The sequence below is a fragment of the Pseudomonas sp. B8(2017) genome (assembly GCF_002113575.1).
Taxonomy (GTDB): Bacteria; Pseudomonadota; Gammaproteobacteria; order Pseudomonadales; family Pseudomonadaceae; genus Aquipseudomonas; species Aquipseudomonas putida_Z.
Window position 1 is genome coordinate 122,786 of the sequence record NZ_NEIO01000004.1, and the last position, 15,537, is coordinate 138,322.

General features: G+C 65.0%; 13 protein-coding genes. 6 read left to right on the plus strand and 7 right to left on the minus strand.

Translation table 11 applies throughout. The features are described 5' to 3' along the window. Nucleotides 1–118 precede the first annotated feature (118 nt). Genes CAG22_RS08615 through CAG22_RS08625 form a run of 3 tightly spaced genes read left to right on the plus strand, consistent with a single transcriptional unit; the run spans nucleotide 119 to nucleotide 3,348 of the window. Nucleotides 119–592, plus strand: a complete 474-nt coding sequence (locus CAG22_RS08615) for a MarR family winged helix-turn-helix transcriptional regulator (protein ID WP_025338875.1) — start codon at nucleotides 119–121, stop codon at nucleotides 590–592. A 30-nt stretch (nucleotides 593–622) separates the two neighbouring features. Further along, nucleotides 623–1,816 carry an HlyD family efflux transporter periplasmic adaptor subunit gene (locus CAG22_RS08620; RefSeq protein WP_085705265.1) on the plus strand — a complete coding sequence of 398 codons (1,194 nt, stop codon included), beginning with the start codon at nucleotides 623–625 and terminating at the stop codon, nucleotides 1,814–1,816. After that, complete coding sequence (locus CAG22_RS08625; RefSeq protein WP_085705267.1) at nucleotides 1,813–3,348, plus strand: DHA2 family efflux MFS transporter permease subunit; 1,536 nt, start codon at nucleotides 1,813–1,815, stop codon at nucleotides 3,346–3,348. The genes CAG22_RS08620 and CAG22_RS08625 overlap by 4 nt, the downstream gene beginning before the upstream one ends. A gap of 47 nt (nucleotides 3,349–3,395) precedes the next feature. Here CAG22_RS08625 and CAG22_RS08630 read toward each other — a convergent pair whose 3' ends face one another. Both CAG22_RS08630 and rsxC read right to left on the minus strand, forming a co-directional pair. Next, the gene (locus CAG22_RS08630; RefSeq protein ID WP_085705269.1) at nucleotides 3,396–4,346 is read right to left on the minus strand and encodes an RnfABCDGE type electron transport complex subunit D; all 951 of its coding nucleotides are present in this window, start codon (nucleotides 4,344–4,346) and stop codon (nucleotides 3,396–3,398) included. After that, the gene (gene rsxC, locus CAG22_RS08635; protein WP_085705271.1) at nucleotides 4,343–5,743 is read right to left on the minus strand and encodes an electron transport complex subunit RsxC; all 1,401 of its coding nucleotides are present in this window, start codon (nucleotides 5,741–5,743) and stop codon (nucleotides 4,343–4,345) included. Before rsxC ends, CAG22_RS08630 begins: the two co-directional genes overlap by 4 nt. A gap of 251 nt (nucleotides 5,744–5,994) precedes the next feature. Between rsxC and CAG22_RS08640 the strand changes: the two genes are divergently transcribed. Both CAG22_RS08640 and CAG22_RS08645 read left to right on the plus strand, forming a co-directional pair. Continuing rightward, nucleotides 5,995–7,011 carry an FAD:protein FMN transferase gene (locus CAG22_RS08640; protein ID WP_085591464.1) on the plus strand — a complete coding sequence of 339 codons (1,017 nt, stop codon included), beginning with the start codon at nucleotides 5,995–5,997 and terminating at the stop codon, nucleotides 7,009–7,011. Nucleotides 7,012–7,087: 76 nt separating this feature from the next. Next, entirely contained in the window at nucleotides 7,088–7,834 is a 747-nt protein-coding gene (locus tag CAG22_RS08645; RefSeq protein WP_085705273.1) for an SDR family oxidoreductase, read from the plus strand. Between the two features lie 9 nt (nucleotides 7,835–7,843). Here the strand turns inward: CAG22_RS08645 and CAG22_RS08650 are convergent, their stop codons facing one another. The 5 genes from CAG22_RS08650 to CAG22_RS08670 all read right to left on the minus strand — a co-directional run bounded on the left by CAG22_RS08650 (nucleotide 7,844) and on the right by CAG22_RS08670 (nucleotide 14,539). Further along, a complete protein-coding gene (locus CAG22_RS08650; protein ID WP_085705275.1) occupies nucleotides 7,844–9,538 on the minus strand; it encodes a response regulator in 1,695 nt (564 codons plus the stop codon). Nucleotides 9,539–9,601: 63 nt separating this feature from the next. Next, on the minus strand, nucleotides 9,602–11,257 hold the full coding sequence (locus tag CAG22_RS08655) for a PAS domain-containing sensor histidine kinase (RefSeq protein ID WP_085705277.1): 1,656 nt from the start codon (nucleotides 11,255–11,257) through the stop codon (nucleotides 9,602–9,604). Nucleotides 11,258–11,314: 57 nt separating this feature from the next. Continuing rightward, on the minus strand, nucleotides 11,315–12,724 hold the full coding sequence (gene mapR / locus CAG22_RS08660; RefSeq protein ID WP_025338884.1) for a GntR family transcriptional regulator MpaR: 1,410 nt from the start codon (nucleotides 12,722–12,724) through the stop codon (nucleotides 11,315–11,317). A gap of 50 nt (nucleotides 12,725–12,774) precedes the next feature. Further along, a complete protein-coding gene (gene ccoG / locus CAG22_RS08665; RefSeq protein ID WP_085693169.1) occupies nucleotides 12,775–14,178 on the minus strand; it encodes a cytochrome c oxidase accessory protein CcoG in 1,404 nt (467 codons plus the stop codon). Between the two features lie 121 nt (nucleotides 14,179–14,299). Next, complete coding sequence (locus CAG22_RS08670; protein WP_013972933.1) at nucleotides 14,300–14,539, minus strand: DUF3203 family protein; 240 nt, start codon at nucleotides 14,537–14,539, stop codon at nucleotides 14,300–14,302. Between the two features lie 236 nt (nucleotides 14,540–14,775). Here CAG22_RS08670 and CAG22_RS08675 point away from each other — a divergent pair, with 236 nt between their 5' ends. Then, complete coding sequence (locus tag CAG22_RS08675) at nucleotides 14,776–15,294, plus strand: MgtC/SapB family protein (protein WP_013972932.1); 519 nt, start codon at nucleotides 14,776–14,778, stop codon at nucleotides 15,292–15,294. The last annotated feature ends 243 nt before the right edge of the window (nucleotides 15,295–15,537 follow it).

Genomic DNA, 15,537 nt, shown 5'->3' on the forward strand with positions numbered 1-15,537 from the left:
GCGCAGGTTTTAGGTGTGCTTAAGCAATTCATGAAATTTTCCATAGCAACCTAATCAAAGCTTTGACATTCACTGCCTAGGCAGTAATATTTTTACACAATTACCCGAGCAGCCTCCGATGGCCCATTTCTCCCCCGAAAACTTCCAGACCTGCGCCATCGGCATGCTGCTTGGCCGCGCGGCGATCCTCAAGGACCGCATTCTCGACTGGCACCTCGAATCCGAAGGCGTCACCGCCGCGCAGTTCAAGGTGCTGATCATCGTCACCCAGTACCAGGTGGACACCCCGGCCGAGCTGTGCCGCTACCTGGGCCTGGACAGCGGGTCGATGACCCGCATGCTCGACCGCCTCGAGCAGAAGGAGCTGATCGTGCGCAACCGCTGCGCCGACGACCGTCGCCAGGTGCGCCTGGCCCTTACCGCCGATGGCCAGCGCCTGGCTGACCGCCTGCCGGAAATCGGCGCGGCGGCCATGAACGAGTTGTGCGGCGCGCTGGCAGCCGAAGAGCTCGAGACCCTGGAAGGCCTGCTGGCCAAGGTCCTGCTCGCTGCCGGCGACCCGTTGACGATCCGCCGCTTCGGCGATCGTTGAACCCTGTCACGAATTATCCAAGGTATTGTCATGGCCACTCCCGCAGACACCCCGACTCCCTCCGCCGCGCCCGAACCGTCGCGCAAGCGCAAGGCCTGGCTGCTTGGCCTGGTGTTGCTGCTGATCCTTGCCGGCGTCGGTGCCTGGGCCTGGTACAGCCTGGTCGGGCGCTGGCACGAAAGCACCGACGATGCCTACGTCAACGGCAACGTGGTAGAGATCACCCCGCTGGTCACCGGCACCGTCACCAGCATCGGTGCCGATGACGGCGACCTGGTCCACGCCGGCCAGGTATTGCTGCAATTCGACCCGGCCGACAGCCAGGTGGCCTTGCAGTCCGCCGAAGCCAAACTGGCGCGCAGCGTGCGCCAGGTGCGCGGGTTGTACAGCAACGTCGGCGCGCTCAAGGCGCAGCTGGAAACCCGCCAGGCCGAGCTGCGCAAGGCCCGCCAGGACTTCAACCGGCGCAAGGTGCTGGCCGACAGCGGTGCGATTGCCGCGGAAGAATTGTCCCATGCCCGCGATGACCTGAGCGTGGCCGAGGCTGCCGTCAACAGTGCGCGCCAGCAGCTCAGCACCAGCAGCGCGCTGGTCGACGACACCGTGGTGTCCTCGCACCCCGAGGTGATGGCCGCCGCCGCCGACCTGCGCCAGGCCTACCTCGACCATGCCCGCACCACCCTGGTGGCACCGGTCACCGGCTACGTCGCCAAGCGTACCGTGCAGCTGGGCCAGCGCCTGCAACCGGGCACCGCAACCATGGCGGTGATCCCGCTGGACCAGGTGTGGATCGACGCCAACTTCAAGGAAACCCAGCTGCGCGACATGCGTATCGGCCAGCCGGTGCAGATCAGCGCCGACCTGTACGGCAGCGAGGTCAGGTACAGCGGCACGGTCGACAGCCTTGGCGCCGGCACCGGCAGCGCCTTCGCCCTGTTGCCGGCGCAGAATGCCACCGGTAACTGGATCAAGATCGTCCAGCGCGTGCCAGTACGCATCCACCTCAGCCCCGACCAGCTCAAGGACCACCCGCTGCGCATCGGCCTGTCCACCGTGGTCGAGGTCGACCTGCACGACCAGAGCGGCCCGGCCCTGGCCCAGCAGCCACCGCAGCAGGCCAGCTACACCACCCAGGTGTATGACCGCCAGCTGGTCGAAGCCGACAACCTGATCGCCCGGCTGATCCACGAAAACAGCGCAACCGGCAAGACGGCCCAGCGATGAGCAACAACGCTGCTGCCCAGTTCACGCCACCGAGCCTGCTGCTGACCACCATCGGCCTGTCACTGGCGACGTTCATGCAGGTGCTCGACACCACCATCGCCAACGTGGCCTTGCCGACCATTTCCGGCAACCTGGGGGTGAGCTACGAGCAGGGCACCTGGGTCATCACTTCGTTCGCGGTGAGCAACGCCATCGCCTTGCCGCTGACCGGCTGGCTCAGCCGGCGGTTTGGCGAGGTGAAGCTGTTCATCTGGGCCACTCTGCTGTTCGTGCTGGCCTCGTTCCTGTGCGGTATCGCCCAGTCGATGCCGGAACTGGTCGGTTTTCGCGTGTTGCAGGGCGTGGTGGCCGGGCCGTTGTACCCGATGACCCAGACCTTGCTGATTGCCGTCTACCCGCCGGCCAAGCGCGGCATGGCCCTGGCGCTGCTGGCGATGGTCACGGTGGTGGCGCCGATTGCCGGGCCGATTCTCGGGGGCTGGATCACCGACAGCTACAGCTGGCCGTGGATCTTCTTCATCAACGTGCCCATCGGCCTGTTCGCCGCCGCCGTGGTGCGCCAGCAGATGCGCACCCGGCCGGTGGTCACCAGCCGCCAGCCGATGGACTACATCGGCCTGCTGACGCTGGTCATCGGCGTTGGCGCCTTGCAGGTGGTGCTGGACAAAGGCAATGACCTGGACTGGTTCGAGTCGTCGTTCATCATTGTCGGCAGCCTGATCTCGCTGGTGTTTTTGGCGGTGTTCGTGATCTGGGAACTGACCGACCGTCACCCGGTGGTCAACCTGCGCCTGTTCGCGCACCGCAACTTCCGCGTCGGCACCATCGTGTTGGTGGGGGGCTATGCCGGGTTCTTCGGCATCAACCTGATCCTGCCGCAGTGGCTGCAGACGCAGATGGGCTATACCGCTACCTGGGCCGGCCTGGCGGTGGCGCCGATCGGCCTGTTGCCGGTGCTCATGTCGCCGTTCGTGGGCAAGTACGCGCACCGCTTCGACCTGCGTGTGCTGGCCGGGCTGGCGTTCCTGGCGATCGGCAGCAGCTGCTACATGCGTGCCGGGTTCACCAGCGAGGTGGACTTCCAGCATGTGGCGCTGGTGCAGCTGTTCATGGGCATTGGCGTGGCGCTGTTCTTCATGCCGACCTTGAGCATCCTGCTGTCCGACCTGCCACCGCAGCAGATTGCCGATGGCTCGGGCCTGGCGACCTTCCTGCGTACCTTGGGCGGCAGTTTCGCGGCGTCGCTGACCACCTGGATCTGGATTCGCCGGGCGGACCAGCACCATGCCTACCTGAGCGAGCACATCAGCCAGTTCGACCCGGCCACGCGGCATACCCTGGAGCAGCTGGGCGGGGCCAGCCCGCAAAGCTATGCGCAGCTGGAGCAGATACTCAACGGGCAGGCGTACATGATGTCGACGGTGGACTACTTCACCCTGATGACCTGGGTGTTTGCCGCGCTGATCCTGCTGGTGTGGTTCGCCAAACCGCCCTTTACCGCCAAGGCGGGGCCGGCGTCGGCAGGGCATTGAGCCGGGCCAGAACAGGACCCAGGCTCTTGCCCTTGCCAAATGCCATGTCAGGCACTCGCTGCTGCGTACCAGGGCCGCTGCATGCGCAGCACCAACCGGTCGATTTGCGGCACCAGCAGGTTACCGGCCAGCACGGCGAAGCAGAGGCCATCGGCATACAGCCCGAATTCGCGAATCAGCTCGGTCAGCGTGCCGATGGTCACGCCGAAGAGGATGCGACCGGCGCGGGTATTGGGGCTGGTGACCGGATCGGTGGCGATGAAGAAGGCGGTGAAGAGGTAGCCGCCGAGGCTGAGGTTGTACACGGCTTCCTGCAGGCTGTGGCCGGCGGCCATGCACAGCAATACCGTGCTCGCGAGCATCGCCAGCGGAATCTCGATGCGGATCACCCGCAGCAAAGCCAGCAGCAAACCGCCGGCAATGTAGCCGTACCCCGACAGATTGTGGGTGATGTGGGTGAACTCGTTCTGCGCCAGTTGAGTGGCACCGGCGAACGCATCGAGATCCAGGCGTGGCGCCAACTGTAGCTGTTGCAGCAGAACCGCCTTGGCGTCCAGGGCTGCGGTCCAGGGGGCATGGTTCGATGGCGCGGGGTACAACTGCTGGTAGAAGCAGATGGCAACCACCCCCAGGCCAACCATGGCAGGGTTGAGGCGGTTGCGACCAAGGCCTCCACTGGCGTGCTTGCACAGTGCCAGAGCGGCAAAGCTGGCCAGGGCGATCATCCACAACGGCACCATCAGCGGCAATGCCCGAGCCAGTATCAGGCCCAGCACCAGCCAGCTGAGGTCGCTCAAACCCTTGCGTACGTCATGCCCGCGCAGGCGCAGCAGGGCGGCTTCGAAGCCCAGGGCGAACAGCACGCACCAGAACACCTGCAACCAGACCACGACGCCGAATTGCCAGGCATACAGGACGGTGCCCGGCAGCAGGCACAGGACGACCAGCAGCATCACCGTGCGCAGTCGTTGCGGGATGGGGTGGCGTATCAGGCTCATGCGCGGACCTCCGTCTTGCTCTGGCGGAAGCGTTCGCGCAGCGGGATATTGCTTGGGCAGATGCTGCTGCAGCTGCCGCATTCGATGCAGGCATCCAGGCGCAGCTCTTGCAGGCTGGCCTTGTCCAGGCGTTCGGCGGCAGCGTAGAGGTCCAGCGGCCTGAGCGACATCGGGCAGACATCCACGCAGCGCGTGCAGCGAATGCAACTGCTGGCGGGGCGAGCAGCCGGCAGGTAGCGCTCGGCGCCGAATATCAGGCAGCTGCTGGTCTTGCTGACGAAGGCGTTGGCGTTCGGTAGCGGCTGCCCCATCATCGGGCCGCCGACCTGGGTCAGCTGCCCAGTGGAGGACGCGCCAGCAATCGCGCGCAGTTCGCTGACCGGGTAACCCACCGGCACCCGCACATTGCCCGGGCGCTCGCAGTCACCGGTCAGTGTCAGCACGCGGCTGGTCAGTGGTTCGCCCTGGAAGACGGCCCGGCCCAGTGCGTAGAGGGTTGCGACATTCAGCGCCAGCACGCCGATATCGGCGGGGCGGCTCCCCGGGGCCAGGTTGCGGCCACTGAGGCTCTTGATCATCAACGGCTGCCCACCCGCCGGGTAACGCTCCGGAAGTGGACAAATCTCGACCCGGGTGCGCGCCTGGCGTGCGGCGGCACGTAACGTGGCCATCGCCTCCGGTTTGTTGGTTTCGATGCCGAAACGGGTTGCCGTTATTCCCAGCAGCGCGGCGACATAGTCGGCGGCCTCGATCAACGCTTCGGCATTTTCACGCATGAGGCGGTCATCGCAGGTAAGGAAGGGCTCGCATTCGGCACCGTTGATCAGCAGCAGGTCGGGCTGCTGTGCGTCGGCCAGCTTGAGGGCCGTGGGGAAACCCGCACCACCAAGGCCGACTATGCCCATCTGCAATGCGCGCTCGACCAGCGCCTCTGGCGTTTGCGGCAGGCCCCGTGCCGGGCGTTCGAACCACTCATCCAGGCCATCTGCGTTCAGGATGACGGCCATGACTGGCTCGGCCGAGTCGGCCGCGAAGACGTGATCGATCCGGTCCACGATGCCGGAGGTACTGGCATGCACCCAAGCGGTGGTGTTGTCGCCAATACCGATCACTTCGCCCTTGCGCACATGCTGCCCCGGCTGCACGCAAGGCTGGACAAACCGCCGACCCCGCCCGAGGGGAATCGCCAGCTGGATCTTACCGACCACGACCGGGGCAACCGGCGTGGCGTTGGATAGTTCCTTGTATCCCCTGAGCTCGATCCCTCCGTGCCAACTACGCTGAGAGGATGAGGCGATGGCCAGCAGACGGCGCCAGAAAGGTTTCTGTTGCGGCTGACGCTGGGCGCGGATGCGGCTCTGCAGGCGTTCGACGCTCTGCAACGAATGGCTAGACATTTACTGTCCTCCAATTTTTGGGCAAAGAACGCCCCTATGCGCTTATGCACATGATGGTTTTGTAACTTCCGGGACGTTAAGCGGAAAGGGAGGGGGGATGATTGATCACCCGCGCAGATCAGAGTGCTCAATGAGGATTTTGTTCGGTTTTTGACCAGGTTTGCTGATGAACGGTAGGCCAATTGCCATCTCGCAATTCTGGTGAAATAGCCTGCGCCGCGAACGGGCGGCCAGAGTCGGCGAGGTGTCGAATGATGCGCGCAAGCCTGCTGGTGATGCTGGTGACGTTGCTGTATGGCTGCGGCGAAAGGATCGAACGCTTTGGCGGGCCGACCATGGGCAGCACGTATTCGATCCAGTACGTACCCACTGCGCAGGCGCCCGGCGCGCAGCAGGTAAAGGCCGAAGTCGAGAGGATTCTCGAGGCGCTCGACAAGCAGTTTTCCAACTGGCGCGGCGATTCCGTGGTTGCCCGCTTCAACGCTCTGCCGGCCGGCGCCTGTCAGGCAGTGCCGGAAGAGATGCAGCATTTGCTGGTGTACGGTGTGTCCCTGTTCCGCGAGAGTGGCGGTGCTTTCGACCTGACGGTCTTGCCATTGATGAACCTCTGGGGCTTCGGCCCGCAGTCACGCGGCAGGCAGGTGCCGGACGCCAGCACGCTGGCGCGAGAACAGGCACGGGTAGGCCTGCAGCATTTGCACCTGGATGGAGAAAAGCTGTGCAAGGATGTGGCGGCGCAGCTGGATTTCGACAGCATGCTCGCCGGTTATGCAGTGGATCGGGTGGGTGACCGGCTTGCGGCCCTGGGTATCCAGGCCTATCTGGTGGAGATCACCGGCGAACTCAAGGGCGTCGGCCGCAAGCCGGATGGCTCGCCCTGGCGCATCGCCCTCGAGGTACCGAGTGGCGGGGGCGAGCAGCAAGTGGAGCGCGCCATCGCCCTGGATGGCTACGGCGTTGCCACCGCCGGCGATTACCGCAACTATTTCGAGGAAGGTGGCCAGCGCTATTCGCACACCTTCGACCCCCGTGTCGGCAGGCCGGTCAAGCACGCGCTGGCGGCAGTGTCGGTGGTCGACCCTTCGGTGCTGCGTGCCGATGCCCTCGATACACTGTTGATGGTGCTCGGCCCTGAGGAAGGCTATGCCTTCGCCGAGCGGCATGAAATCGCCGCCTACTTCATCATGCACCAGGGGCTGGGTTTCGTTGCGCGGGCGACGCCGCGATTCGAGACGTTGTTTCCCCAACAGGGCACGCCCAGGCAGTAACAGAAGGAAAGGTCATTCCCACGCGCAGCCTTTTCCCCTATTGTCGATGCTCCCTTTCCAAACGATTGGCAGACCCATGGAGAAAGTCATCGTCATCACCGGTGCCAGCCGCGGCATCGGCGCCGCCACGGCGCTGCTGGCCGCCCGCGCGGGCTACCGCATCTGCATCAACTACCACGCCGACGACCAGGCCGCCGAGCACATCCTCGGCCAGGTCCGCGCCCTGGGCGCCAAGGCCATCACCGTGCGCGCCGACGCCAGTGTCGAGGATGAGGTCATCCAGCTGTTCCAGCGCGTGGACGAAGAACTTGGCCCGGTCACCGCGCTGGTCAACAACGCAGGCACCATCGGCCAGCAAAGCCGGGTCGAGGACATGTCCGAATTCCGCCTGCTCAAGGTCATGAAGACCAACGTCGTCGGCCCCATGCTCTGCGCCAAGCACGCACTGAAGCGCATGGCACGCCGGTACGGCGGGCCGGGCGGGGCCATCGTCAACGTGTCGTCGGTGGCCGCACGCCTGGGCTCGCCCAACGAATACGTGGACTATGCCGCTTCCAAGGGCGCCCTCGACACCTTCACCATTGGCCTGGCAAAGGAAGTGGCAGGCGAGGACGTGCGGGTCAATGGTGTGCGGCCAGGCTACATCCATACCGGGTTCCACGCGCTGTCGGGCGACCCCGACCGGGTCAGCAAGCTCGAGCCCGGCTTGCCCATGGGCCGCGGCGGGCGCCCCGAGGAAGTGGCCGAGGCCATCCTCTGGCTGCTCTCGGACAAAGCCTCGTACTCCACCGGCAGCTTCATCGACCTGGGCGGCGGGCGCTGAGCGCGCCGGTCAATCCTCCAGCAGCATGCGTACCCGTTCGGCCAGCACTTCCAGCTCGAACGGCTTGGTCAGCACCTGAGTGCCTTGCAGCAACTGGCCGTCACTGAGCGCCGCGCTTTCGTCGTAGCCAGTGATGAACAGCACCCTGAGGTCGGGGTGGCGCTCGCGGCAACGTTCAGCCAACTGGCGGCCATTCAGGCCGCCGGGCAGGCCGATATCGCTCAACAGCAGGTCTGGCCGCTCGCCAGCTTGCAGGTGGGCGAGGGCGGCCGGGCCGTTCTCGAATGCATCGACCCGATAACCCAGTTCTTCCAGCACCTCGCAGACGACCACGCGCAAGGCGGCCTGGTCTTCGACCAGCAGGATACGCTGCGTGGCGCTGCTGCTTTTTTCCAGCAATGTGCGCGGTGGCCTGGGTGCCGGGGCTTCGGGGTGCTGGTGGTGGCGGGGAAGCAGCAGCTCGATGCGGGTGCCTTCGCCAAGTGTCGACAACACCCGTAGCTGCCCGCCCGACTGGCGCACGAAACCATAGGTCATCGACAAGCCCAGCCCAGTGCCGTGGCCCATCGGCTTGGTGGTGAAAAACGGGTCGACGGCGCGCTCGGCCACCTCCGCCGACATGCCATAGCCGTTGTCGCTGATGCTCAGCCGTACGTATTCGCCAGCTGGCAGTTCCAGTGTACGGGCTTGCTGGTCGTCGAGCAGCAGGTTGTCACCGAGGATATCGATCACGCCGCCGGCGGGCATGGCATCGCGGGCATTGATGCACACGTTGAGCAGGGCGCTTTCCAGTTGCGGCGGGTCGATGAAGGTCGGCCACAGCTGGCAGGGGAATTGGCTGGTCAGGGTGATGGAGGGGCCGATGGTGCGGCGCAGCAGCTCTTCCATGCCGCCCACCAGCGTGGCCACCTGCGTGGAGCAGGGCTGCAGGGTCTGCTGACGGGAGAATGCCAGCAGCCGGTGTACCAGCGAAGAGGCCCGCTGCGCCGAGTCGCTGGACAGCTTCAGCAACGGCTCCAGGGCGTCGAAACGGGATTGTTCCAGGCGCTGGCGCATCAGCTCCTGGGCACTGAGGATGCCGCCCAGCAGGTTGTTGAAGTCGTGGGCGATGCCGCCACTGAGCTGGCCGACCGCTTCCATCTTCTGTGCCTGGCGCAGGGCTTCCTCGGCCTTGGCCTGTTCTGCCAGTGCCGCATTCACCCGTTGTTCCAGTTCCTCGTTCAGGCGCTGCAGGGCCTGCTCTGCCCGTCGGCGTGCGGTGACGTCCTTGAACAGTACCGCCACCTGACGCTTTTCGGCCGGCTCTACGCGGAAGGTGGTCACCGACAACACATGGCCAGTGGCGACCAGTTCCTGCTCGAAATGCAACGGCTCGCCCGTGCGCAGCACCGCGCCATAACGAGCGACCCAATCGTCGGCCTCATCGGGCACCATCTCGCGCAGTTTCTGCCCGACCACGTTGGGGATGCCGGCGTGCTTGGCATAGGCCGCGTTGGCCAGCACATGCACATAGTCGCTCAGCGGGCCGTGCGGGCCGTCGAAGAACTCGATGATGCAGAAGCCCTCGTCCATGGTGTCGAAGAGCGAGCGGTAGAAGTCCTGGTCGTGTTGCTGATGGCTTGCCAGGCGGGCTTCCAGCAGCGCGTTCTGTTGCTGCAGGGCTTCGACTTGTTGGCGCAGTGAAAGCAGGTCGCGGGAGGGCATGCCGACGTCCGACAGTGGATGAAGCCCAGACTTTAGCGTGTTCGGCAACAGGCGAATAGCCAGTCAACGCGGGTGTGGCGCAATGCCCAGCAGCCGCTCGATCCGTTCGCCAAGGGTGCTCAGGTCGAAGGGTTTGTGCAGCAGTTCGGTGCGCCTGTCGGGCCGGGCAAAGTGCACCGTATCGGCAGCGTCGTAGCCGGTAATCAGCAATACCGGGGCATGCTCCACAAGGTTTTGGTAGGCCTCTGCAAGCTGGTAGCCGTCAACCCGCCCAGGCAGGCCGACATCGGTGATCAGCAAGTCCGGTGGCGGCCCTTCCTTCAACGATTCAAGCGCCGGGTGACCGCCCTCGAAAGCTTGCACCTGGTAGCCCAGCTCCGTCAGCACTTCGACCAGCACCAGGCGCAAGGCCGGTTGGTCCTCCACCAGCATGATCCGGCACCCGCGCGCATGCAGGGGCGCGGTGGCGGATGTGGCTGGCTCGTCGTTGCAGATTGCGGGAGCGCTCCGGTCTCGGGGCAGGTACACGTGAACGCAAGTGCCTTGCCCGGCGACGCTGTCGATCAGCAACTGCCCCCCGGACTGGCGAACAAAGCCATAGACCATGGACAATCCCAGGCCGGTGCCCTGGCCCAGTGGCTTGGTGGTGAAGAAGGGTTCGAGGGCGCGTTGCAGCACCTCACTGGACATGCCCACGCCGGTGTCCTCGACTCGAATGTGCAGGTAGTGGCCCGTCGGCAGGTCCAGGCGCTCGGCCTCGGCCGCTGCGAGATCGGCGTTCTCGCAACCGATGCGCAACGTGCCGCCCAGCGGCATGGCGTCACGGGCGTTGATGCACAGGTTGAGCAGGGCGTTCTCCAGCTGTTGCGGGTCGATGCGGATCGACCATTGCGCGGTCAGCGTGCGGTCCTGGAAGTCAATGTGCGGGCCGGTCGAGCTGCGGATCAGGTCATGCATGTCGGCGACCAGGCGCTGCACATCCACCGCTTGTGGCAGCAGCGTCTGCTGGCGCGAAAAGGCCAGCAACCGCTGCACCAGGGCTGAGGCGCGCAGTGCGTTGCTACGGCCGAGCTCGAGCATGCGGGCCGTGTCGGCAAAGCGTTGCTGGCCCAGGCGTTGCTCTGCCAGCTCCAGTGCGCCAAGCAGGCTGCCCAGCAAGTTGTTGAAGTCGTGGGCGATGCCACCGGTCAACTGGCCGACCGCCTCCATTTTCTGCGACTGGCGCAGGGCTTCTTCGGCCTGGCGCAGGCGTTCCTGCTCGGCCACGCGCTCGGTGATGTCATAGGCGAACAGGTACCCGCCCTGGACTTGCTGCTGCGCATCGTGCAACGGGTGGTAGCGAATCTCGTAATGGCGCGGGGCGTCAGGTGGGCCGAGGGTGATGGTGTCGATGAAGGCTTCGCCGGCCAGCACGCGTGGCCACACCGGTGCCAGGCGGCCCATGATGTCAGGCTGGTTGAGCAGGAACTGCGGCACGTAATCGCCGATCTGCGGCACGAAGCCACGGTAATGCGCGAAGGTTTCCCGGGCCATGCGGTTGATCGCTATCAGGCGCATGCTGCGGTCGGCAGCAAACACGTTGGCCAGGCTGTTGTCGAGCAATTCGCCCAGTAGCCGGTTGTGGGCCTGTGCTGTGTCGTCGCGCTCGGCCAGGCGAGCTTCCAGTTCTGCGACACGCGCTTGCAGCTGTGCCAGGGACGGGAGCGAATCTGCTTGCATGGCGAGGGCCCGGTGAGCGGATCGGGCAACTATAGTCGCCCACCGGGGTACCAGCCATCAGAACGAGCGGATGATCCGCCCCAGGGTTTCCATGGCCCGTTCGGCATCCTCGTGCCAGGGGCTGCCGTAGTTCAGGCGGATGCAGTTGCCGAAGCGCCGGGTGGGCGAGAAGATCGGCCCGGGGGCGATGCTGATGCCTTGGGCCAAGGCCATGTGGAACAGCTTGAGGGCGTCCATCTGTTCGGGCAGCTCCAGCCACAGGAAGTAGCCGCCGGACGGTTGGCTGACCCGCGTCTGCGCTGGGAAATGCCGGGCAATGGCCGCCAGCATGTTGGCCTGCTGGCCTTCCAGGGCATAGCGCAGCTTGCGCAGGTGGCGATCGTAGCCACCGTGCTGCAGGTAGTCGGCGATGGCCGCCTGGGCCGGCATCGAGGCACACAGCGAGGTCATCAGCTTGAGCCGTTCGATCTTCTGTGCAAAGCGCCCGGCTGCCACCCAGCCGATGCGGTAGCCGGGTGCCAGGCTCTTGGCGAACGAGCCGCAGTGCATCACCAGACCCTGGGTGTCGAAGGCCTTGGCCGGTTTGGGTGCCTGTTGCGAGTAGTACAGTTCGGCGTACACGTCGTCTTCGATCAATGGCACCTGATGACGCGCCAGCAGCTCTACCAGTGCCTGCTTTTTCGCTTCCGGCATGCTGGCGCCCACCGGGTTCTGGAAGTTGGTCATGCACCACACGGCCTTGACCGGGTGCTTTTCCAGCGTTTGCGCCAGCACGCCCAGGTCCATGCCTTCGCGCGGGTGCACAGGAATTTCCACGGCCTTGAGCTTGAGCCGCTCCAGTACCTGCAGGCAGGCATAGAAGGCGGGGGCTTCGATGGCCACCAGGTCACCGGGCTGGGTGACGGCCTGCAGGCACAGGTTCAGGGCTTCCAGCGCGCCGTTGGTGATCAGCAGCTCCTCCATCGGCAACATCAGCCCGCCAACCATGTAGCGCAGGGCAATCTGCCGGCGCAGCTGCGGGTTGCCGGGTGACAGGTCGGTCACCACCATGCGCGGGTCCATGCTGCGGCTGGCGCTGGCCAGCGAGCGCGACAGGCGTTGCAGCGGAAACAGCTCGGGGCTGGGGAAGGCCGAGCCGAACGGCACGGTGTTGGGGTCCTTGATCGAGTCGAGGATCGAGAACACCAGCGCGCTGACGTCGACATCGGTGGACTCGCTGACCGGCTGCAATGCCTGCGGTTCGCTGAACTGGCGCGGGGCGTGAGCGTTGACGAAATAGCCCGAGCGCGGCCGGGCGCGGATCAGCCCGCGCCGCTCCAGCAGGTAGTAGGCCTGGAACACGGTGGACGGGCTGACCCCGTGGGTCTGGCTGGCATAGCGCACCGAGGGCACGCGCTGGCCGGGGCCCAGCACCCCGGAGCGGATCAGTTCGGCGATGTCGTCGGCAAAGCGTTCGTAGCGTTTCATTCTGGCCTTCTGTCGAAGCCTGGCAGGCAAGGTGGAGTCAGTGTAAGGGATCAACGGTTCAGCGGTGCGACGAAGCGGCTGTGGGCCACGCTGCGGATGGCGGGGTCGTCGCGCTCGCTGATCTCGAAGCTCAGCGTCTGCGAGCTGCTGGCCGGGCGCTCGGCGAGCATCGCCACCGACACCGGCAGTTCACTCATTTCACCGGCCGGGATCATGAATGAGGTCTTGCCCTGCAGGCTGAAGCCGTCGGCGTCCAGCAGGCGCAGCTGGTAGTGCTGGGTGCTTTCGGTCTTGTTGATGACCTTGAGCAGGTAGATGTTCTCGATCTGGCCCTGGGCATTCTCGCGGAACAGGCCGCGGTCCTTGATCACATCCAGCGACACCATCGGGCGCAGCTGCAAGGCCACCACCAGCGCCGCGATCATCACCCCCAGCGCGGCGGCGTAGCCCAGCAGGCGCGGGCGCAGCCAATGGGTGCTGCCACCTTGCAGGCTGCGTTCGGACTTGTAGCCGATCAGGCCACGGGCATAGCCCATCTTGTCCATTACCCCGTCACAGGCATCGATGCACGCCGCGCAGCCGATGCACGCCATTTGCAGGCCATCGCGGATATCGATGCCGGTGGGGCACACCTGCACGCACAAGGTGCAGTCGATGCAGTCGCCCAGGCCCTGGGCGCGGAGGTCGCTGCCTTTCTTGCGCGGGCCACGGGCTTCGCCGCGACGCGGGTCATAGGCGACCGCCAGGGTGTCCTTGTCGAACATCACGCTCTGGAAGCGTGCATAGGGGCACATGTGCAGGCACACCGCTTCGCGCAGCAGGCCGGCATTGATGTAGGTGGCGGCGGTGAAGAACAGCACCCAGAACAGCGCCACGCCGCCCAGTTGCAAGGTGAACAGCTCCGCGGCCAGTGGGCGGATCGGGGTGAAGTAGCCGACGAAGGTCAGCCCGGTGAGCACGCCAATGGCCAGCCACAGGCTGTGCTTCAGCGTGCGCCGGGCCAGTTTGTTCAGGCTCCAGGGCGCGGAAGCCAGCTTGATGCGCTGGTTGCGGTCGCCCTCGGTGACCTTTTCGCACCACATGAACAGCCAGGTCCAGGTGCTTTGCGGGCAGCTGTAGCCGCACCACACGCGGCCGGCATACACGGTGATGGCGAACAGGCCAAAGGCGCAGATGATCAGCAGCGCCGACAGCAGGATGAAGTCCTGCGGCCAGAAGGTGGCGCCGAAGATATGGAATTTGCTGTTGCCCAGGTCCCACAGCACGGCCTGGCGGCCGTTCCAGTTCAGCCAGGCGGTGCCGAAGAACAGCACGAACAGGGCGCCGGCGAAGCCGATGCGCAGGTTGCGGTACAGCCCGGTGAAGCTGCGGGTATGGATGCCATTGTCGGCGCGGCGCGGCTGGGGGCTGGCTGGGGCGGTGGCGATCTCTGTGAAAGGGATTCTATCGTTCATGGCTCGGTGCTCATCAGGCCTCGATCAGGCATGAGCACTATGGCCCTGAGGCTGTTATCAGCACAGGCTCAGATTTTGCGATAAAAACCGTATCAGATTTTCGGGCAGGCCCCGCCAGGCCTCAGATTACCGAGCCTGGCGTGCTGGCCTTCAGATGCCTGCGGCTATCCACCGCACCCGCCACAGTCAGTGCATCGGCCTCGGCTTCGGTGATGGGCACACGCTGGCCGGCGAGCAGGGCCACGGACATGCGCAGCTGTTCGTCGGTGACGATTTCGATGGACGGGCCATCACCCTCGATGCGCAGGTCTTCGGCGATCAGGGTGCAGCGGCGGGTGGTTTCGTCGATTTCAATGGGCATGGGGTGGTCCTCCTGGGGGTGGTTACAGGGTGGACCGTGCTGAGGGGAGGGTTGCTGCATCAGCAGGCTGAACGGCACTTTGTCATTTGTTCGGGGGTCAACCCTTGCAGATGGCAGGCCTGGCCTCTTCGCGGGCACGCCCGCTCCCACAGGGATCTGAGAAACACCTGTGGGAGCGGGCGCGCCCGCGAAGAGGCCGGGCCTGACAACACAATGCTCAGCATGGGAAAAAAGCAATGGACCTCATCTGGCAAGCAATCCAGGCCGAATTCGCCGATATCACCGACGAGCGCGAGGTCACGCAAATCCTCGTACGCCTGCTGATGGCAGCCCTGCTCGGCGCCGTGCTGGGCTTCGAGCGCGAGCACAAGGGCAAGGCCGCCGGGGTGCGCACGCATATGCTGGTTTCGCTGGGCGCCGCGCTGTTCGTGCTGGCACCGAGCATGGCCGGGGCCGATGAGCAGGCGCTGAGCCGGGTGATCCAGGGCATTGTCGCCGGTATCGGTTTTCTGGGTGCGGGCACCATTCTCAAGGGTAACGGCCAGGACGCCAGCCATGTGAAGGGCCTGACCACTGCCGCCGGGCTGTGGATGACCGCCGCCATCGGTACGGCAGCCGGCATGGGCCGTGAAGCTACGGCGTTGATCAGCACGATACTGGCCCTGCTGGTGCTGGGCACGATGCCGTTGCTGGTGGACAAGCTCGAAGGGCAGGATGAGGGAAAGCAGGAGGAGGAAGAGGGCAGGAAGCACTGAGGGGAGCCGAAGCTCCCCTCAAAGCGTTGTTGCCTGCTCTTTTTTATTATTGGGACCGGCCTGTTGTTGTTTTTGTCAGCCTGTCCTGGTGTTGCGGGCGACCCCCATGCGGGGTCAAGAGCAAACGTATTTTTTTGAGCGCTGACCTGCCTTCATCATTGCTGATCCGAACCTGGCTGCCGCTACCTGGAGGTAGTTTTATTGTTCTGTGCCAGACCGCGGGGCGTACCCCTGAAAAGCGTG